Below are 19,018 nucleotides of genomic sequence, written 5' to 3'. Positions count from 1 at the left end.
CCTCGGACACACAGGAGCTTTCGATGACCACCTCGCTGACGGTCGCCGACGTCACCCTCACCTACCCCGACGGGGCCGACCGCATCACCGCCCTCGATTCGGTGCATCTCCGGGTGGAGGGCGGCCGCATCGCCGCCATCACCGGCCCCTCCGGATCCGGCAAATCCAGTCTGCTGGCGGTGGTTTCGACCCTGATCCGCCCCGACTCGGGCCGCATCCTCCTCGAAACCGATTCCAGCACCACCGATCTCGCCACCGTATCCCGCCGCGAGGCGGCCGCCCTGCGCCGCGACACCATCGGCATCGTCTTCCAACAGCCGAACCTCATCCCCGCCCTCACCGCCCTGGAACAACTCGAGGCCATGACCCACCTGGGCCAGCACCGATTCATCTCCCCCCGCCTCCGCCGCGAAACCCGCGCCAGGGCAATGGATCTCCTATCCACAGTCGGCCTCTCCGGCCACGAACACAAACGCCCGGCCCAACTCTCCGGCGGCCAACGCCAACGCATCAACATCGCCCGCGCCCTGATGAACACCCCCTCCCTCCTCGTCATAGACGAACCCACCAGCGCCCTCGACCGGGAACGCGGCGCCGCGATCATCGACCTGATCCTCCACGTAGTCCGCACCCACACCGCCCCCACCCTCCTGGTCACCCACGACCACACCCACCTCCACCGAATGGACGCCACCTACCACATGCTCGACGGCCACCTCTCCCCCACCGAACCCACCAATTTGGCCGCTTGACCAGGAGATTCCCTGTCGGTGGGCGCCGCTACCCTCGCTTCGAACCCTGCCTTATCGAGCAAGGTGCACTGAAGCAGCTACTCGCTTCCCGGCCGCTGCACCGCCGAATACCAATCCAGGAGAGCCGGGTTGTCGACCGCGCTTCGCTCCACAACCCGGCTCGGGTCCGCCCCCTGGAACAGTCTCTTGATCGGGACCTCGAGCTTCTTCCCAGTGCGAGTGTGCGGCACCCCAGGCGCGGCGATGATCTCATCGGGCACATGGCGCGGAGAGACCTCCGTGCGAATCGCCCCCTTGATCCGGTCCACCAGTTCATCGGTGAGGTCCGCGCCATCGGCCAGCACCACGAACAACGGCATCCAATACCCCCCGTCGGGTTGTTCAGTGCCGACCACCAACGCCTCCGCGATCTCCGGAAGTGCCTCCACTGCCTGGTAGATGTCGGCGCTGCCCATGCGGATGCCGTGGCGGTTGAGGGTGGAGTCGGAGCGGCCGTGGACGATGATGCTGCCGTGGGCGGTGATCGTGATCCAGTCGCCGTGGCGCCAGGTGCCGGGGAACATGTCGAAATAGGCGTCGCGGTAGCGGGATCCGTCGGGGTCGTTCCAGAAACGGACCGGCATGGAGGGCATGGGGGCGGTGATCACCAGTTCGCCGACCTCGTCGCGGACGGGGTGACCGGTGGGGTCCCAGGCGTCGACCGCCGCGCCGAGGAAGGGGACCGACAGTTCGCCCGGCCATACCGGGACCGTCCGCGCGCCGCCCAGGAACGCCGAGACCACGTCGGTGCCGCCGCTGATGGAGGACACCTGCACGTGCTCGCCGACGTTCTCCCCCAGCCACAGCGACGAGGATGCGGGCAGCGCGGAGCCGGTGATGCCGACCGAGCGCAGGGCGGACAGGTCGTGGTCGCGGCGCGGGACCGCCTCGGCCTTGATGCAGCCCAGCACGTAGCCGGGGCTGGTGCCGAGGACCGAGGTTCGGGTGCGAGCGGCCATGTCCCACAGCGCATCCGGCGTGGGCGCGGCGGGGCTGCCGTCGTAGCAGACGATGGTGGCGCCTACCAGCAGACCGGCGACCTGGAAGTTCCACATCATCCAGCTGGGGCTGGTGTACCAGAAGAACACGTCGTCGCTGCCGATATCCGCCTGCAGCGCAACGGCTTTCAAATGCTCGAGCAGGACGCCGCCGTGCCCGTGCACGATACCCTTCGGCAGGCCGGTGGTGCCGGAGGAGTACACGATCCACAGCGGATGATCGAAAGCGACCTGCTCGGTACCGATTTCGGTGTCGCCCGGCTCGGCGACCCGCGCCCAGTCGAGCGCGTCCGGCACCTCGGCACCGATCCGGGACACCACCACCGTGGCCCGCAGCGTCGGCAATCCCGCACGCAGCGCGGCGATCTCGACGGTCTTGTCGTGTTCCTTGCCGCCGTAACGGTAGCCGTCGGCGGTGACCAGCACCGTGGGTTCCAACTGCCCCAGGCGATCCAGCGCGGCCTTCGCCGAATAGTCCTGGCCGCAGGCGCTCCAGACCGCGCCGATGCTCGCCGTCGCCAGGAAGGCGATCACGGCCTCGGGGATATTGGGCAGATAGCCCGCCACCCGATCGCCGGGCCGGACGCCCTGCGCGCGCAGCACATCGGCGAATGCCGCGGTGCGGCCGAGCAGTTCGGCCCAGGAGATCTCGGTGAGGCCGCCGCCCTCGCTCGCGTACACGATGGCCGGGCGATCGGCGCGCGCCTGCCGCACCACCTGATCGACATAGTTCAGCCGCGTCCCCGGAAACCATTGCGCGCCGGGCATTTCGGTACTCCCCAGCACCGTCTCGGGCGCATCGCCGAGGCCGAAATACTCCCACACCCCGCCCCAGAACCCGGACAGGTCCTCGACCGACCATCGCCACAGCGCGTGGTAGTCCGCGAATTCACGCCCGGTCCGCTTCCCCACGAACCGCGCGAAATCGGTCACCCGCGCCCGCGCCATGTCCTGTTCGCTCGGCACCCACTGTGGCTCCACGACAATCCTCTCTACGAACCCGTCCGGCATACCGAGTATCCGGCAGCGCGCCCGAATACGGCGGCACACCGGTCCGAATCGCGCGCCGCGGTCACGAGGCCCCCGACCCCGCACGCCGCACGATGCGCTCCGCGTGCCGGACGACCGGCCCGTCGACCATCCGCCCCTCGAACGCGAACACCCCGCGATTATTCGGCACCTCCGCGAGAACCCTTCGCGCCCAGTCGATCTCCTCCTCCGATGGCGCATAGGCCGCCCGGATCACCGGAACCTGGCTCGGGTGGATCGCCACCTTGGCGTCGAATCCGACCGCCACCGCGTCGTCGGCCTCCGCGCGCAGCCCGTCCAGGTCGCGAATGTTCAGATACACCGAGTCCAGCGCGAACCGCCCGTATGCCTTGGCCGCCAGCAGCGCCGAGGACCGCACGTGCCGGGCCACATCCCGGTAGGTCCCGTCCGCGTGCCGACTGGCGTTGCCGCCGAGCGCCGCCACCAGATCCTCGGCGCCCCACATCACGCCCACCGCATTGGCCGCCCGCACCGCCGCGCCGATATGCAGTGCGCCGAGCGGTGATTCGACCAGCACGATCACCTCGTACCCGGACAGCGCCGAAACCTGCTCCGCGGATTCGCATTTGGGCAGCATCAGGCGCCGATAGGCGGTGTGCTCCAGCGCCTCCAGATCCCGCGCCAGCTCCTCGGTTCCGGCGGCGTTGACCCGCACCACGGTCCGCTCCGGATCCAGCGGCGTCGCGCCGAGGGCGGCTCGCGCGGCGGCCTTGTCCGCGGGCCCCACCCCGTCCTCGAGGTCGAGGATCACGACATCCGCTGCGGCGGCGGCCTTTCCGTACCGTTCCGGTCGATCGGCCGGGCAGAACAGCCACGCCGGGCCGGGCAGCTCCCACGTCATGCGGGCCGCTTCCGCACCAGGGTCTTGCGCACCGCGGTGGCCACCACGTCGCCGTGCTGGTTGCGCGCGGTGTGGGCGAAGGTGACGATGCCCTCACCGGGGCGGCTCTTGGATTCCCGCTTCTCGGTGACCACGGTCTCGGCGTACATGGTGTCGCCGTGGAACAGCGGCTTGGGGAAGGCGATATCGGAGAAACCGAGATTGGCCACGATGGTGCCCTGCGTCAGCTGCGCCACCGACAGGCCCACCAGCGTCGACGCCGTGAACATGGAGTTGACCAGGCGCTGCCTGAACGGCGGCAGCTCGTCGGCGAACGCCGCGTCCAGGTGCAGCGCCTGGGTGTTCATGGTGAGGGTGGTGAACAGGACGTTGTCGGCCTCGGTGATGGTGCGCCCGGGCCGGTGCTCGTACACCACGCCGATCTCGAACTCCTCGAACCACAACCCGCGCTGCACGATTCGCTTCCCCTCATCCGGTTCGCTCACAGCCCCAGCTCCCGTCCGATCAGCATCAGCTGCACCTCCGTGGTGCCCTCGCCGATCTCCAGAATCTTGCTGTCGCGGTAGTGCCGGGCGACGGCGTACTCGTTCATGAACCCGTAACCGCCGAATATCTGGGTGGCGTCGCGGGCATTGTCCATGGCGGCCTCGCTGGCGACCAGCTTGGCGATCGCCGCCTGCTTCTTGAACGGCTTGCCCGCGAGCATGAGCGCGGCGGCGTCGTAGTAGGCGGTGCGGGCGGCGTGGGCGCGCGCCTCCATCCGCGCGATCTTGAAGGCGACGGCCTGATTGCGGCCGATGGTCCGCCCGAACGCCTCGCGCTCCCCGGCGTAGCGCACGCTCTCGTCGACGCAGCCCTGCGCCGCACCGACCGCCAGCGCCGCGATGGCGATCCGGCCCTCGTCCAGGATGCGCAGGAAGTTGGCGTAGCCGCGACCGCGCTCGCCGAGCAGATTCTCCTGCGGCACACGGACATCGGTGAAGCTGAGCGGATGGGTGTCGGAGGCGTTCCAGCCGACCTTGCTGTAGGCGGGCTCGGCGACGAAACCCGGGGTGTCGGTCGGCACCAGGATGGTGGAGATCTCCTTCTTGCCGTCCGTCGTCCCGGTCACCGCGGTCACGGTGACCAGCCGGGTGATGTCGGTACCGGAGTTGGTGATGAACTGCTTGCTGCCGTTGATCACCCAGTCGCCGCCGTCGAGCACGGCCGTCGTGCGGGTGCCGCCCGCGTCGCTGCCCGCGCCGGGTTCGGTGAGCCCGAAGGCGGCCAGCGCGCGGCCGGAGGTCAACTGCGGCAACCACTCTCGCTTCTGCCTGTCGTCGCCGAACCGGTAGATCGGCATCGCGCCCAGCGACACCCCGGCCTCCAGCGTGATGGCGACGCTCTGGTCGACCTTGCCCAGCTCCTCGAGCGCCAGGCACAGCGCGAAATAGTCGCCGCCCATGCCGCCGAACTCCTCCGGGAACGGCAGCCCGAACAGGCCCATCTCGGCCATCCCGGACACGACCTCGTACGGGAAGCTGTGGTCGGCATCGTGTTTGGCGGCGACGGGCGCCACCACCTGGCGCGCGAAATCGCGGACGGTGAGCGCCAACTCGCGGTACTCGTCGGGCAGCGTGCCCGTGGACAGGAAGTCGGTCATGCGCGGGATTCCTTCTCGTCGTGTCGATCGAGCTCAATCGGTTCCGGTTCGGGGACGATCCGGGCCAGCAGCTGGTCGACCTGCACCTGGGTGCCCGAATCCACCAGCAGCTCAACGGTTCCGGCCAGCGGCGCGGTGAGCGTGTGCTCCATCTTCATCGCCTCGACTACGACGACCGGCGCCCCCGCGGCCACCGTCGCACCCGGGGCGGCGGGCACGGCGATCACCGAACCCGGCATGGGACTGCGGATCTCGGCCTCACCCACCTGCTCGGCGCCCGCACGCGGATCGATCTCGACGGTCTCGCGCAGCGTGACGATGCCGGTCGCGTCGGCCACCCACAGCTGCCCGTCGCTGTCGGCGACCCGGTAGCGGCCGCGCACACCGTCGAGCGTCACGGTGAGTTCGGCGTCGGCGAGCGCCGCCGTCATCGCGCGGGGCTCGGCGTCGTCCACCCACACCCGGCCGTCGCCCGGCGTGCCGGTCACCCGCACATGCACGGTGCGCTCACCGCCGGTGAGCCGCAGCACCGTGGGCGCGGCGTCGCCGAGCCGCCATCCGTTCGGAATCTCCCACGGCCCCTGCGGATTCGCGGGCCAGCGCCGCAGCCAGTGGTAGACGGCGGCGGCGATGAACTGCTCGTCGGACACGGTGGCCGCGCGGAAGTCGACGGCCCGCCGGTCCAGCAGGCCGGTGTCCAAGCGGCCCGCGACCACATCCGGGTCGGCGAGCAGGAAGCGCAGGAAGTCGGTATTGGTCCGCACGCCGAGCACCAGCGTATCGGCAAGGGCCTGATCGAGTTTCGCGATGGCCTCGGCCCGGTCGGGCGCGAAGGCGATGACCTTGGACAGCATAGGGTCGTAATCGCTGCCGATCACCGATCCGGTGCGCAAGCCCGAATCCACCCGCACGCCGGGGCCTTCCGGCTCCGACAGCGCCAGCACCCGCCCGCCCGTGGGCAGGAAGTCGCGGCCCGGGTCCTCGGCGTAGACGCGGGCCTCGACGGCGTGCCCGGTCAGCCGGATGTCGTCCTGCGCGACCGCCAGTTTCTGGCCCGCGGCCACCCGCACCTGGCATTCGACCAGGTCGACGCCGGTGATCAGCTCGGTCACCGGGTGCTCCACCTGCAGCCGGGTGTTCATCTCCATGAAGAAGAACTCCTCGGGCCGGTCCGCGGACACGATGAACTCGACGGTGCCCGCGCCCACATAGTCGACGCTGCGCGCCGTATTGCACGCCGCCGCACCGATTCTGGCCCGCGTCTGCGGATCCAGCAGCGGCGACGGGGCCTCCTCGATCACCTTCTGATGCCGCCGCTGCAGGCTGCATTCGCGCTCGCCCAGATGCAGGACGTGACCGAACTGGTCGGCCAGGATCTGCACCTCGATATGCCGGGGGCGGGCGACGAACCGCTCCAGGAACAGCGTGTCGTCACCGAACGAGGCGGCCGCCTCACGCCGCGCGCCGGCCAGCGCGCCGGGCAGCTGCTCGGGCGCCTCCACCAGGCGCATGCCCTTGCCGCCGCCCCCGGCCGACGGCTTCACCAGCACCGGGAAGCCGATATCCGGTGCGGCGGCGATCAATTCGGCATCGGTGAGGCCGGGGCGGGCGATGCCGGGCACCACCGGCACCCCGAACACGGCGACCGCGTTCTTGGCCGCGATCTTGTCGCCCATGACCTCGATCGCGGTGGCGGGCGGCCCCAGAAAGACGATGCCCGCCTTGGCCAGTGCCGCCGCGAACGCCGGATTCTCCGACAGGAAGCCGTAACCCGGGTGCACCGCCTGCGCGCCGGTGCGCACCGCCGCGTCCACCACGCGGTCGATATCGAGATAGCTCTCCCGCGCCGGGGCCGGGCCCAGCCGCACCGCGACGTCGGCCTCGCGCACGTGCCGGGCCTCCGCGTCGGCGTCGCTGTAGACCGCGACCGAGCGAATTCCCATGGCGCGCAACGTCCGCATGACGCGGACGGCGATCTCACCGCGATTGGCGACCAGGATGGTGTCGAACGGGACGGGGTGCGATTTGTGCATCATCATCGATCACATCCGGAAGACGCCGTAGGAGACGGGTTCGAGCGGCGCCTGCGCACACACCGCCAGCGCGAGGCCGAGGACGGTGCGCGTATCGGCCGGATCGATCACGCCGTCGTCCCACAGGCGCGCGGTCGAGTAGTACGGATTGCCCTGCCGTTCATATTGTTCCCGCACGGAGGCCTTGAACGCCTCCTGTTCCGCCGGACTCCAGGAATCGCCCACCTGATCGCCGCGCACGGTGGCCAGCACCGACGCCGCCTGCTCGCCGCCCATCACCGAGATCCGCGCGTTCGGCCACATCCACAGGAAGCGCGGCGAATACGCGCGCCCGCACATCGAGTAGTTGCCCGCGCCGTACGAACCGCCGATCACCACCGTCAGTTTCGGTACCCGCGCGCAGGCCACCGCGGTGACCATCTTGGCGCCGTGCTTGGCGATGCCGCCGGCCTCGTAGTCGCGGCCGACCATGAAACCGGTGATGTTCTGCAGGAACACCAGCGGGATGGAGCGTTTGTCGCACAGCTCGATGAAATGCGCACCCTTGAGCGCGGATTCGGCGAACAGCACGCCGTTGTTGGCGACGATACCGACCGGATGCCCGTGGATGCGGGCGAAGCCGGTGACCAGGGTGCGCCCGTACTCGGCCTTGAATTCCCCGAACTCGCCGCCGTCGACGACGCGGGTGATCACCTCGCGCACGTCGTAGGGGGTGCGCAGGTCCACCGGCACCACATCGTAGAGATCGGTTTGCGGCGCAACGGGTTCCACCGTCGGCGCGACCTCCCACGGACTGGGTTGCCTCGGCCCGAGCGTGCTCACGATGCGGCGCACGATGCCGAGCGCGTCCTGATCGCTGTCGGCCAGATGGTCGGTGACACCCGATGTGCGCGAATGCAATTCGCCGCCGCCCAGCTCCTCGGCGGTGACCACCTCGCCGGTGGCCGCCCGCACCAGCGGCGGGCCGCCCAGAAAGATCGTGCCCTGATTCCGCACGATCACCGCCTCGTCGCTCATGGCGGGCACGTAGGCGCCACCGGCCGTGCACGAGCCGAGTACCGCGGCGATCTGCGCGATTCCCTGCGCGCTCATGGTCGCCTGGTTGTAGAAGATGCGGCCGAAGTGCTCGCGGTCGGGGAAGACGTCGTCCTGATGCGGCAGGTGCGCGCCGCCGGAGTCGACCAGATAGATGCAGGGCAGCCGGTTCTGCAGCGCGATCTCCTGGGCGCGCAGATGCTTCTTGACGGTCATCGGGTAGTAGGTGCCGCCCTTGACCGTGGCGTCGTTGGCGACGATCACGCATTCGCGCCCGGACACCCGGCCGATGCCGCTGATCATGCCCGCGCCGGGGCAGTCGCCGTCGTACATGCCGGTGGCCGCCAGCGGCGACAGTTCCAGGAAGGGGCTGCCGGGGTCCAGCAGCCGGTCCACCCGCTGCCGCGGCAGCAGTTTGCCGCGCGCCACATGACGTTCGCGCGCCCGCTCCGGACCGCCGAGCGCGGTCACCGCCAGCCGGGCGCGCAGGTCCTCGACAAGCGCCAGATGCGCCGATCGATTCTCCGAGCGCGTGTCCTGCGTAACCGTCATCACGCCATCCTGCCCGATCGGTTAATCGCCAATAACTGAAATCTAAGATAATCTGCATTAACCGAGTTGTCCAGGTCACAGGATGGGAGGCGCGATGACCAGCAGCGATTCCGTCGCGCCGACGCGCCGCGAGCAGATGAAGGCACAGCGGCGGCAGCAGTTGCTGGAGGCGGGTGCGCGGCTGATCGCCGATCGCGGATTCCCGGGCGTGCGGCTGGACGACCTGGGCGCGGCGGTGGGCATCAGCGGCCCGGCGGTGTACCGGCACTTCCCCAACAAGGAGGCGCTGCTGGTCGAGTTGCTGGTGGGGGTGAGTCAGCGACTGCTCGACGGCGGGAAAGCCGTTGTGGCGCGGTCGGATTCGGCGCAGGACGCATTGGACGGGTTGATCGAGTTCCATCTCGACTTCGCGCTGGGCGAGCCGGAACTCATCCGCATTCAGGACCGCGACCTGGAAAACCTGCCCGATGCCGCGCGCCGCCAGGTGCGACGCACCCAGCGGCAATACGTCGAACTGTGGGTGGCCGTCCTGCGCGAACTGCACCCCGACCTCCCGGAACCGGCCGCGCGCGTTCAAGCGCACGCCACCTTCGGCCTGATCAACTCCACTCCGCACAGCGCCTCTGCCGCCCTCGCGACTCGCGCCCGCCCCATCCTGCGCCGCATGGCCCTCGCCGCACTGGGCTGATCCGGCGCACCCCTGGTCCGGCGCGCTTTCGGCCGGAATCCACTATCGCCGGATCGGCCGCATCCGTTCTCGGTCCCATCCTGTCGGTCGGTCGTGGTTTACTCGGTGCGTCGGAATGATCTCGGGGAGGCACCGTGGGTCGAGTACGGAAGCGTTGGCAGGCCGCGCTGGTCATGGCGGTCGCACTGGCCCTGGCCGCGTGCGGCAACAGCTCGCCCTCGGCCCCTGCCGATCAGTTCCAGTAGCTGGAGCAGACCGACAGCCCCCGCGTGCAGCAGTGGGTCTCCGCCGAGAATGCCAAGACAACCGGTGTGCTGCAACAGGATCCGCGCTACGCCGGAAACCTGGCCGCGGCCCGGGAGGTGGGCAACTCGCCCGACCGGCTGGCCACGCCGATGATCATCGGCGGCGAGATCTACAACTTCTGGCAGGACGCCGGGCACGTCCGCGGCATCCTGCGCAAGACGTCGGAGCCCGATTACGAGTCGCCGCAACCACATTGGACCACGGTGCTGGATCTGGACGCGCTCGCCGCCCACGAGGGCAGGAACTGGGTGTGGAAGGGCGTCGACTGCTCGCCGGTCACCGCCACCCACTGCCTGGTCGAGCTGTCCGAGGGCGGCGAGGACGCGGTCACGGTCCGCGAATTCGACCTGGCCACACCGGGTTTCGTCGCGACCGGCTTCATCCTGCCGCGCGGTAAACAGGACGTCGCCTGGCTCGACGACGACACGCTGCTGGTCAGCCGGGAATGGCAGCCCGGCGACCTGACCACCTCCGGCTACGCCTTCATCGTCAAACAGTGGCGGCGCGGCCAACCCCTCGACGCCGCCGTGGAACTCGGCCGCGGCGAGCACACCGATGTGAGCGCGGCGCCGCAGGTGCTCGCCGACGGCGCGGGCCATCGGCTGGCCCTGCTCGACCGCAGCCCATCGTTCTTCGAGAATCAGTACCGGCTGGTCACCGCGAACGGAACCCCGCAGCTCGCCCTGCCGCCCAAGGCCGTCGTCCAGGATCTGATCGCGAATCGCATTCTGGTCTCGCTGAATCAGGAGTGGGCCGTCGGCGGCACCACCTTCCCCACCGGGACACTGGTGTCGCTCGATGCCGACGCGGTGGCCCGCGACCCGCAGCAGCTGCATCCGACCGCCGTCTACACGCCGGGTCCGACGGACGCCTATCAGGGCGTGTTCACCACCCGCGACCAGGCGGTGGTGCTCTCGCTGCACGATGTGCGCGGCCGCGCCACGGCCTACGCCCCGCGTCCGGACGGTTCGTGGGCGGCGACGCCACTGCCGTTGCCGGACAATGCCGCTCTCGCCGCCGCGGCCAGCGACGCGCACGGCAGCCTGGCCTACCTCACCGTCACCTCGTTCCTGCAACCCACCGCGCTCTGGCGGCTGGACACCGCGTCCGACGCCGTGCATTCGGTGAAAACGGTTCCGCCGCAATTCGATTCGGCGAATCTGACGGTCGATCAGCAGAAGGTGGCCTCCGCCGACGGCACCCAGGTGCCGTACTTCGTCGTGCACCGGGCCGATATGCCGCTCGACGGCAGCAATCCGACCATCCTCAATGCCTACGGCGGCTTCGGGACGGCCATGACGCCGCGCTACGACGGCGTGCTGGGGCGGCTATGGCTGGCGCGCGGCGGGGCCTTCGTGCTGGCCAATATTCGGGGCGGCGGCGAATTCGGCCCGGCGTGGCACGAGGCCGCGCTGACCACGCACCGGCAGCGCGCCTTCGACGACTTCGCCGCCGTGGGAAGAGATCTCGTCGCCCGCAAGATCACCACGCCGGAACATCTCGGTATCACCGGCGCGTCGAACGGCGGCCTGCTCATGGGGGTCGAGTTCACACAGCATCCGGACATGTGGAACGCGGTCGACATCGGCGTGCCGCTGCTGGACATGCTGCGCTACCAGCAGATCGCCGCGGGGGCGTCCTGGGTCGGCGAATACGGCAGCGTCGACGATCCCGCCCAGCGCGCGTTCCTGGCCTCGATCTCGCCCTATCAGCAACTGAAACCGGGGGTGCGGTATCCGGAGCCGTTCGTCTGGACCACCACCAAGGACGACCGGGTGGGGCCGCAGCATGCGCGCAAGTTCGCCGCCAAGCTGGCCTCGCTGCAGGTCCCGTATCTGTTCTACGAGGGCGCGGAGGGCGGTCACGGCGCGGGGGCCAATATCGACGAGTCGGCCGTCACCACGGCGCTGCGCTACACGTACTTCATGCGACAGCTCATGCCGAAGTGATCAACCGCGGTTCAGCTCGCGGGCCGCGGTGAGCAGCACCCCGTGGATGCCCAGCACCACCAGCGGCCACACCAGCAGGGTCCAGGCGTCGGCGAACATCGGTGCCGCGACCTCGAATTCGGAATGCCAGCGCACCCGGGTGGCCTGCTCGCCGATCGGCTCGAAGAGCATGCAGCCGTCCTGATTGCGCAGTGCCGGAAACGAACTGAGGATCTTGTAGCGCATCATCCGCGGCGGGTCGTAGGCCACGATCTCCTCGGTGACCCGCAGCAGCGGCGTCACCAGTAATCGCACCGCGCCGATCCCGTGCTCGGCGATATCGCCCGGTCGGACGAGGGTGACGCGGCGAATGAACGGCGCCCGCTGATAGTTCGTCGCATCGGTGAGCCAGTCGAAGACATCGGCGACGGGCGCCTGGATCGTGCGCTCCAGGTCCACCGTGCGCATGGTGTCTCCGTTCCGGGCAAATGGGGAGTAAAGAGTCGCTGCGCAGCCTACGGGCCGTGGAGCATCCGGAACCAGAGGTTGCATACGAAACGATGCGATTTCGAGACCACGCCGAAAACCGGTCGGTCGATTAAACTTTCAGCCACATTTCCCCGTGCGTCCCAGGACATTTCGGACCATGGTCCGGATATAGGCCCCTAGACGAGTGCCGCGCACAGTACCGGTGATCCACGGCCGCCAGCGCGGAGCGATCCAGTGTCGTCACGCACGCCGACCCCCTCGGTCAGTTCCGTGACGCCGATGCCGGAGTCCGGGTCGAGGCTGGACAGACCGGCCCGGGGCGACAGCAGCTCGACCACGGTGACCTCGGCCTTTCCGGTGGTCGCGAATTCGGGCCAGTACTTCCGGACCGGGGCCGAGAGCGCGATTTGCCCGCGCTAGAGGGTGTCGCCGCGACACTCGGCGTCCCGCAGCTTGCCGGAAACCGGGTCATGCCCCGTCCACAGGTCGATGACGGCGCGGCCGCGGCGATAGACGCACGGCTGGTCCCCTCGTGCGCCCGCGCGAACGCAGCGCGAACATCCCGAAACCGAGGTCACACCCGCCACCACCGCCGCAATGCCCTACCGCGACGAAAATAGCTGGGGCACAACATATTCGACGAAAACATCGGCGTCGAGAACGAGCCCGGCGACCAGCCCACGGAAGCGCGCCGCGGCGGCGGGTCACCCGAAACCGCCGGTAACACAGAACCGTGCCAAATTGCCTGGTAGTTACGATGGCGGACATGAATGTCGAGGAGCGCCACAACGCACGCGCTCGCCGCGAGGGCGCCCCGCAATCCGAACGACAGGTCGCAACCATGAGCCGAGGATCGCGCGCCGCGCATTCAGCAGACCAGCCGACGGCGCCGCAGGAGCGGGTGATCCGGCGGCGCCCGAAGAACCGGCGGGCGCAGATCGCGGCCGCGTCGGCGGCGGCCTTCGGTTCGCTGGGCTACCACGGAGTGAGCATGGAGGACATCGCCTCCCGGCTCGGCATCTCCTCCGCCGCGCTCTACCGGCACTACCCGAGCAAATACGCGCTGTTCCGCGAGGAGCTACTACGCCTGGGCGCGGTCATCGTGACGGCGGTCGCCCTCCCGGAGCGGGCCGCGGACTGGGCCCCCGAGCGGCGGATCGGCCACGTGCTCGACGCCCTGATCGCCGAGACCATCGCCAATCGCTCGACCGTGACGCTGATCCGCTGGGAGGGCCGCTACCTCGACGAGACCGACCGCAAGACGCTCGGCGACGAATTCCGCACGGCCGTCACGGCGCTGCGCGACCTCATCGGTGAGCTCCGCCCGGAACTGTCGCGCCGCGACCGGATGATCCGCTCGGTCGCCGTGTTCAGCGTGATCACCAGCATCGGCGACCACCACGCCGCGCTCCCGGCGAAATCCCTGACCGCCGTGTTGAATTCGGCCGCGTGGGCACTGATCCGCGCCGATCTGCCGCCGGTGGAGTCGGGGCCGCGCCCGCCGCGCGCGGTGGAGATCCCGCAGTCGTTCAAGCACGAGCTGCTGCTGAAGCGGGCCGTGGAGCTGTTCCATCGGCGCGGCTATCCGAATGTGAGCGTCGAGGACATCGCGACGGCGGCGGACCTGTCGGCGGCCTCGGCGGTGTACCGGTACTACCGCAGCAAGAGCGACCTGCTGGCCGCGGCGTTCCGGCGGGCCGCCGACCGGGTGTCGGGCGCGATCGGTCCGGCCACCGCGTCCTCGGCCACGCCCGCGGAGGCGCTGTCGAAGCTGATCGACCTGTATGTCGCGGGCTCGTTCGCCGACCGGGAACTGACCTTCGTGTACTACGCGGAGTTCGGCCATGTCCCGGCCGAGGAGCGGACCGTGCTGCGCAATATCCAGCGGCTCATCGTGGCCGAGTGGGTGCGGCTGCTGGTCGCGGTGCGCCCGGAGCTGCCCGAGGCGCAGGCCCGCATCCTGGTGCACGCGGCCTTCGGGCTGGTGGTCGACCTCGGCCGGGTGTTCGGCGAGGATCCGCGCCGGTGCCCGAAGGACCGGGTGATCAGCCTGATGGAGACCATCCTGTTCGGCGGTCCGCGATAATCCGTTGCCGCGCTTCAGGATTGGATGCGCGGCCAGGGATACAGGGCGAGGTGCACCACCAGCACCGCCAGCAGCCCGAGCAGCACCGCCGCGACCGGGGTGGCCCGCCGCTCCAGATAGCCGACGGTGCGGAACAACGTGGGGAAGGGCACCTCGCGGGCGAAGAACATTGCCAGGATGCTGGGCACGATCACCCACATCAGCGCGATCAGCCCGTACATCACGTAGGCACCGACGAAGGTGCCCGGGTGCAGGTGCCGCGCGCTCGCCGCGAAGGCCACACCCACCACGTACGCGGCGAGGGCGGCCACCAGATATCCGCCCATGCCCTCGTACCGCACCGCCTCGACGTCGGCGGTGAGGCGGCCGTTGGCGGTGAGCCGCCGGGTGCCGAGCACGGCCGCCCGCATGGGAACGGTGGTCAGCTGCGGGACCGCGTAGTAGCCGATCACCGTGATCACGAAGACCACGATCAGCCGCACCCAGGAGTGCCGGTCCTCGAGGTGGCCGATGGTCGCGGAGATGGTCGGCCAATCGGCCAGCCGGAAAACCGCGGACAACTCGGGCACGGCGATCGCCAGCGTCGCCAGCCCCCACATGACATATCCCCAGAACTCGGCGGACCGCCCTCTCGTCGTCGGCGCCGCTGCCGCAACCTCGGTCATATCCCTGGTTTACCACCGCGCAGCGTTCGTATACCGCATTTGCCGGACTCGATGCGGCACCGTCACGTCCCCGAAACGTCGCAGTTCCGAGCCGTTTTACTTCCGGTCCGAAGGATTCGCTCGGATCCGCCGCCCGCCTCGTGGAATACGCGGGGCTCAAGGGCGCTGCGGGACTGTCAGGTCGTAGACGGTGATTCCGTCGATTTCGGTCCCGGTGTAATGGGCCTGTACCCACGACGTGATCTGCAATCCGGCCGTATTCGACCCCGTGCCACCGTGATTCGCGTACCGCGAGACACTCGACGCACTTCCACCCGAAGAGTCGGGTGTCGAATTACCTTCGCCCACAGCAGTTCCGGTCGTTCCACTCGCAGTCCCATCGCTCGAGGCAGGCATGCTCACCATGCCGCGGCCCGGTGTACCCGCGCCGGAACGGCCGCCGCCGTGCCCGTGCTGTGAATCGTCGGGCTGTGCTCGACCGGATCGCTGGTTGGAGCGGTCGCTGAGCAGGAAGTAGTGCACATCCCCGGCGGCCACGTACCGCTGGAACTGCGCGAGGGTCGGTGAGTCGTCGCGGCCGCTGAAGCCGCCGATGGCCAGTAGCGATGCGCCCGTGTTCAATTCGATCGAGCTGACCAGCCGGGAACCGACAATCGCTGCGGCCCAGCGATTGTCGGCGCCGCGCAGTAGCGAGTCGAGCCGCGGGGTCGCGGCGGTGGCGCCGCCCCAGCCGGATCGGCCGCCGGTCGCGCGCGCCGGGCCGCTGGCGGGGCTGCCGCCGCTATGCGGCAGCGCGACCGTCTCCACCGCGTACGCGGCCGGTCCGGCAATGCCGGAAATCAGTGCCACGGCGGCGATTACGGCCCCGACGCGGCGGGCGCGATGCGCGCCGAGCACCAGCAGCGCCGCCGCGACGAATCCGCCGACCAGCAGGGTCCAGCGCAGCCACGGCAGCCAGTTCGGCGTGTGATCGAGCAGGGTGAACACCCAGATCCCGGTGACCGCCGACATCGCGGCCAGGGTGAGCCGGGACCGCCGGTGCTCGCGCCGCCGCCACAGCAGCACGATGCCGATGCCACACAGCGCCGCGATGGGCGGGGCCAGTTCGATCGTGTAGTAGGTGTGGAACGAGCGGCTCATGGCGGCCAGCACCGCGAAGGTGCTCACCAGCCAGCCGCCCCACAGGATCAGCGCCGCCCGATCCGGGTCGGTGCGCGGGCGGCGGCGCGTAATCCACAGCCCGGCAACGAGACCCAGCACCGCGACCGGCAGCAGCCAGGCGAATTCGGTGGCCAGCGAGTCCTGGAACAACCGCAGCACCCCGGGCTGGCCGCCCGCCATGCCGCCGAAGTGCGGACCGGCCGCGTGGGCGGCGGTCGCGGCGTGCGCGGCCGGTGGGTGGCTCGGCGCACCGCCGCCGTGCCCGGAGTGACTGCCGAATACGCGACCGAGGCCGTTGTAGTCGACGGCCAGTTCCCAGAGGCTGTTGGTGGTGGAGCCGCCGATATAGGGGCGCGAGCCCGCGGGCCACAGCTGCACCAGCGCGACGTACCACCCGGCCGAGACCACAATCGCTACTCCGGCCGTCACCAATCCAGTTATCCGGGAACGGATTCCACCCGGAGCGGCGATGAGCACCACCAGCGCCGGGCCGGGTAGCACCAGAAACGCCTGCATCATCTTGGCGAGGAAGGCGAATCCGATCGCGGCACCGGCCAGCGCCAGCCAGCCATTGCTCGCGGAAAGCACACGGCCGCCGGTGGTTTGGATGGCCCGCACGACACCGTAGGCGGCGGCCACCACCAGCAGCGTCATCAGCGCGTCGGGGTTGTTGTAGCGAAACATCAAGGCCGCCACCGGAGTCAGGGCCAGCACGGTACCCGCGATCAGGCCCGCGGCGGGTCCGCTGCACCGACGCACCGCCCCGTACAGCAGCGCGACCGCGGCGACGCCCATCATCGCCTGCGGCATCAGCATCGACCACGAGCTGAATCCGAACACCCGCCCCGACAGCCCCATCACCCACATGGCGGCGGGCGGCTTGTCGACGGTGATCGCATTCCCCGGATCCAGCGAGGCGAACAGCAGCGCCTTCCAGCTCTTGGTCCCCGACTGCACGGCCGCCGCGTAATACGGATTCCCCCACCCCGCCGACCGCAGCCCCCACAAATACAACACGGCCGTAGCGACCAGCAACATCCCCACCCCCGGCCGAGCCCACCGCTGCTGATCCGCCACCACCCGCCACCGAGCAGTACCACCATCGAACACCCGGGCGCCGCCCACGACGCTCGAAACCATGCCGCCGCCTTCCTTCCACTCTCCCGTCCCGCCGACCGTAAGAACCCACCCGTCACCCCCCTCCAGCTCCCCTGGGAACTTCCTGTGCCCGAACAGTAGATCCCGACCGAGAACGCACGGGAATGACAAGACAACATCCCAGTGCCAATCCAGTAAGCACAACAGAATTGCCGCCACCACCCCGACAGAAGCCTCGCCGTCATCCCGACAGAAATCCCGTCATCATCCCGACACAATCCCCGCCGCCACCCGACAGAAGTCCCGTTGTCATCCCGACGCAACTCCAATCGTCATCCCGGCGCGCTTTTTGGCGGGATCAGTTGGGCCGCAGCATGGGTGGGCGGAGGGATTGGGCGGGGCCCGCGCGGTAGAGGCGGGCGGGGCGGCCGCCGTCGCGGGTGGTGGTACGGCCGGTGGGTTCTACGAAGCCGGGGGTGGTGGTGACCTTGCGGTGGAAGTTGCGGGGGTCGATGGTGGTGCCCCACATGACCTCGTAGACGCGGCGGAGGTCGGCGACGGTGAATTCGCGGCCGCAGAAGGCGGTGGCCAAGGGGGTGTATTCGAGTTTGGCGCGGGCGCGTTCGACGCCGTCGGCGAGAATGCGGCGGTGGTCGAAGGCTAATCGGCCGCGGTCGGCGAGGACCTGATCCACGGACCATATTGCGGCGGCGACGGCGTCGCCGCCCGCATTGGGGGCGGGCAGATTGGGTACCAGCGCCAGGTAGGCGGTGCTGATCACGCGGCCGCGCGGATCGCGGCCGGGCTCGCCGTAGGTGGCCAGCTGCTCCAAATGCAGGCGGTCGGCGCGAATTCCGGTCTCCTCGCGTAACTCTCGCACCGCTGCCGCGGACAGGCTCTCCTCGTTCTGCACGAATCCGCCCGGCAACGCCCACCTACCCCGATAGGGCGCCAGCAGCCGCTGCACCAGCAATGCGCACAAGGTGTCGTTCGGTGCGCTGCGAGCCCCCAGCGTGAGTACCACCAATTCGACGGCGACCGCGGCATTCAGGCGAAAAGCATTGCCCATGATCGCGATTGTAATCGTCAGTTTGACGATAAAATCCGATCCGCGGCACACCCCCGCGAATCGGTTTGCCCCCCAGCCCCGTTCGCACAGGTCAGCCCCTCGGAAATCCCCCGCGGTGCCGCTCCTCACAGACCGAGATCGAATACTCGCTGTAGAACTCCTCGCGCCCACGCCGCTGCGCCTCCCGATGTTCCGGGTCCTGCCCCCAGGCGCGCTGGTGCTCGGCATTGTCGAAGGTGACCACGGTGACCCGTTCCCCGTCGGCCGCGGTGAAAGTCTTGGCGTCCACGAACCCCGGCATGGCCCGCGCCCGAGCATCGAGCTTTTCCGTCAGCTCGTAATACCCATTGGCCCCGGCATCCTCGCGCAACCGCGATCGAAAAACAGTCACCACCCGAGCCGAATCATCAGTCACCCCAGCAGCTTGCAATGCCGTGCCCTGTTCCGCCAATGGATTTCGCGTGGACGGCACCGGCTCGGGTTGTCCCTCCGCCCGCGGACGGGTCGCTCGTCCGCGGGCGGTGGGGCGCTGCGGCGTGCCGGTGCAGGGGGTTCGGGGCAGGCCGTGGCGCGTATTCGGGTGGCA

Annotated in this window: 16 protein-coding genes; 4 read left to right on the top strand and 12 right to left on the bottom strand. The window is 69.3% G+C overall.

The features are described 5' to 3' along the window. Positions 1 to 23 precede the first annotated feature (23 nt). Entirely contained in the window at positions 24 to 752 is a 729-nt protein-coding gene (locus HPY32_RS24340) for an ABC transporter ATP-binding protein (RefSeq protein WP_067593999.1), read from the top strand. Positions 753 to 829: 77 nt separating this feature from the next. Here the strand turns inward: HPY32_RS24340 and HPY32_RS24335 are convergent, their stop codons facing one another. From HPY32_RS24335 to HPY32_RS24310, 6 genes are all read right to left on the bottom strand, one after another. Then, positions 830 to 2,800 (bottom strand): acetoacetate--CoA ligase, encoded by a 1,971-nt coding sequence (locus HPY32_RS24335; protein WP_067594002.1) that lies wholly within the window; start codon positions 2,798 to 2,800, stop codon positions 830 to 832. Between the two features lie 61 nt (positions 2,801 to 2,861). Then, the gene (locus HPY32_RS24330; protein WP_067594005.1) at positions 2,862 to 3,680 is read right to left on the bottom strand and encodes an HpcH/HpaI aldolase/citrate lyase family protein; all 819 of its coding nucleotides are present in this window, start codon (positions 3,678 to 3,680) and stop codon (positions 2,862 to 2,864) included. Further along, positions 3,677 to 4,165 (bottom strand): MaoC family dehydratase, encoded by a 489-nt coding sequence (locus tag HPY32_RS24325; protein WP_067594007.1) that lies wholly within the window; start codon positions 4,163 to 4,165, stop codon positions 3,677 to 3,679. Before HPY32_RS24325 ends, HPY32_RS24330 begins: the two co-directional genes overlap by 4 nt. Beyond that, positions 4,162 to 5,322, bottom strand: coding sequence for an acyl-CoA dehydrogenase family protein (locus HPY32_RS24320; RefSeq protein ID WP_067594010.1), 1,161 nt, complete (start codon positions 5,320 to 5,322; stop codon positions 4,162 to 4,164). The genes HPY32_RS24325 and HPY32_RS24320 overlap by 4 nt, the downstream gene beginning before the upstream one ends. Continuing rightward, a complete protein-coding gene (locus tag HPY32_RS24315) occupies positions 5,319 to 7,358 on the bottom strand; it encodes an acetyl-CoA carboxylase biotin carboxylase subunit (protein WP_067594012.1) in 2,040 nt (679 codons plus the stop codon). Before HPY32_RS24315 ends, HPY32_RS24320 begins: the two co-directional genes overlap by 4 nt. Before the next feature lie 6 nt (positions 7,359 to 7,364). Further along, positions 7,365 to 8,942 carry a carboxyl transferase domain-containing protein gene (locus tag HPY32_RS24310; RefSeq protein WP_067594015.1) on the bottom strand — a complete coding sequence of 526 codons (1,578 nt, stop codon included), beginning with the start codon at positions 8,940 to 8,942 and terminating at the stop codon, positions 7,365 to 7,367. A 94-nt stretch (positions 8,943 to 9,036) separates the two neighbouring features. Between HPY32_RS24310 and HPY32_RS24305 the strand changes: the two genes are divergently transcribed. Then, entirely contained in the window at positions 9,037 to 9,630 is a 594-nt protein-coding gene (locus HPY32_RS24305; RefSeq protein WP_067594018.1) for an SACE_7040 family transcriptional regulator, read from the top strand. 245 nt (positions 9,631 to 9,875) lie between these two features. After that, the gene (locus HPY32_RS24300) at positions 9,876 to 11,885 is read left to right on the top strand and encodes a prolyl oligopeptidase family serine peptidase (RefSeq protein ID WP_253949912.1); all 2,010 of its coding nucleotides are present in this window, start codon (positions 9,876 to 9,878) and stop codon (positions 11,883 to 11,885) included. Here the strand turns inward: HPY32_RS24300 and HPY32_RS24295 are convergent, their stop codons facing one another. Together HPY32_RS24295 and HPY32_RS24290 are read right to left on the bottom strand one after the other, a co-directional pair. Beyond that, positions 11,886 to 12,332 (bottom strand): SRPBCC family protein, encoded by a 447-nt coding sequence (locus HPY32_RS24295; protein ID WP_067594021.1) that lies wholly within the window; start codon positions 12,330 to 12,332, stop codon positions 11,886 to 11,888. A 197-nt stretch (positions 12,333 to 12,529) separates the two neighbouring features. Continuing rightward, positions 12,530 to 12,760 (bottom strand): serine hydrolase, encoded by a 231-nt coding sequence (locus tag HPY32_RS24290; protein ID WP_156674890.1) that lies wholly within the window; start codon positions 12,758 to 12,760, stop codon positions 12,530 to 12,532. Between the two features lie 434 nt (positions 12,761 to 13,194). Between HPY32_RS24290 and HPY32_RS24285 the strand changes: the two genes are divergently transcribed. After that, positions 13,195 to 14,439 (top strand): TetR/AcrR family transcriptional regulator, encoded by a 1,245-nt coding sequence (locus tag HPY32_RS24285; protein ID WP_067596218.1) that lies wholly within the window; start codon positions 13,195 to 13,197, stop codon positions 14,437 to 14,439. Between the two features lie 14 nt (positions 14,440 to 14,453). Here HPY32_RS24285 and HPY32_RS24280 read toward each other — a convergent pair whose 3' ends face one another. The 4 genes from HPY32_RS24280 to HPY32_RS24265 all read right to left on the bottom strand — a co-directional run bounded on the left by HPY32_RS24280 (position 14,454) and on the right by HPY32_RS24265 (position 18,823). Then, a complete protein-coding gene (locus HPY32_RS24280; RefSeq protein WP_067594025.1) occupies positions 14,454 to 15,104 on the bottom strand; it encodes a hypothetical protein in 651 nt (216 codons plus the stop codon). A 156-nt stretch (positions 15,105 to 15,260) separates the two neighbouring features. After that, a complete protein-coding gene (locus HPY32_RS24275; protein WP_082871739.1) occupies positions 15,261 to 17,405 on the bottom strand; it encodes a glycosyltransferase family 39 protein in 2,145 nt (714 codons plus the stop codon). Positions 17,406 to 17,721: 316 nt separating this feature from the next. Next, positions 17,722 to 18,432 carry an NUDIX hydrolase gene (locus HPY32_RS24270; RefSeq protein ID WP_067596219.1) on the bottom strand — a complete coding sequence of 237 codons (711 nt, stop codon included), beginning with the start codon at positions 18,430 to 18,432 and terminating at the stop codon, positions 17,722 to 17,724. A gap of 91 nt (positions 18,433 to 18,523) precedes the next feature. Continuing rightward, a complete protein-coding gene (locus tag HPY32_RS24265; protein WP_231951875.1) occupies positions 18,524 to 18,823 on the bottom strand; it encodes an antibiotic biosynthesis monooxygenase family protein in 300 nt (99 codons plus the stop codon). Positions 18,824 to 19,018: the final 195 nt, after the last annotated feature.

Source organism: Nocardia terpenica, from assembly GCF_013186535.1.
GTDB lineage: Bacteria > Actinomycetota > Actinomycetes > Mycobacteriales > Mycobacteriaceae > Nocardia > Nocardia terpenica.
The sequence above is the reverse complement of the archived record's forward strand: the minus strand, read 5'-3'. Positions and strand labels throughout refer to the sequence as shown.

What these genes read in the sequence shown, in the direction of transcription:
- HPY32_RS24340 (WP_067593999.1), top strand. Translation starts at nt 24, where the DNA reads ATGACCACCTCGCTGACGGTCGCCGACGTCACCCTCACCTACCCCGAC.
- HPY32_RS24335 (WP_067594002.1), bottom strand. Translation starts at nt 2,800, where the DNA reads ATGCCGGACGGGTTCGTAGAGAGGATTGTCGTGGAGCCACAGTGGGTG.
- HPY32_RS24330 (WP_067594005.1), bottom strand. Translation starts at nt 3,680, where the DNA reads ATGACGTGGGAGCTGCCCGGCCCGGCGTGGCTGTTCTGCCCGGCCGAT.
- HPY32_RS24320 (WP_067594010.1), bottom strand. Translation starts at nt 5,322, where the DNA reads ATGACCGACTTCCTGTCCACGGGCACGCTGCCCGACGAGTACCGCGAG.
- HPY32_RS24315 (WP_067594012.1), bottom strand. Translation starts at nt 7,358, where the DNA reads ATGATGCACAAATCGCACCCCGTCCCGTTCGACACCATCCTGGTCGCC.
- HPY32_RS24310 (WP_067594015.1), bottom strand. Translation starts at nt 8,942, where the DNA reads ATGACGGTTACGCAGGACACGCGCTCGGAGAATCGATCGGCGCATCTG.
- HPY32_RS24305 (WP_067594018.1), top strand. Translation starts at nt 9,037, where the DNA reads ATGACCAGCAGCGATTCCGTCGCGCCGACGCGCCGCGAGCAGATGAAG.
- HPY32_RS24295 (WP_067594021.1), bottom strand. Translation starts at nt 12,332, where the DNA reads ATGCGCACGGTGGACCTGGAGCGCACGATCCAGGCGCCCGTCGCCGAT.
- HPY32_RS24285 (WP_067596218.1), top strand. Translation starts at nt 13,195, where the DNA reads ATGAGCCGAGGATCGCGCGCCGCGCATTCAGCAGACCAGCCGACGGCG.
- HPY32_RS24280 (WP_067594025.1), bottom strand. Translation starts at nt 15,104, where the DNA reads ATGACCGAGGTTGCGGCAGCGGCGCCGACGACGAGAGGGCGGTCCGCC.
- HPY32_RS24275 (WP_082871739.1), bottom strand. Translation starts at nt 17,405, where the DNA reads ATGGTTTCGAGCGTCGTGGGCGGCGCCCGGGTGTTCGATGGTGGTACT.
- HPY32_RS24270 (WP_067596219.1), bottom strand. Translation starts at nt 18,432, where the DNA reads ATGGGCAATGCTTTTCGCCTGAATGCCGCGGTCGCCGTCGAATTGGTG.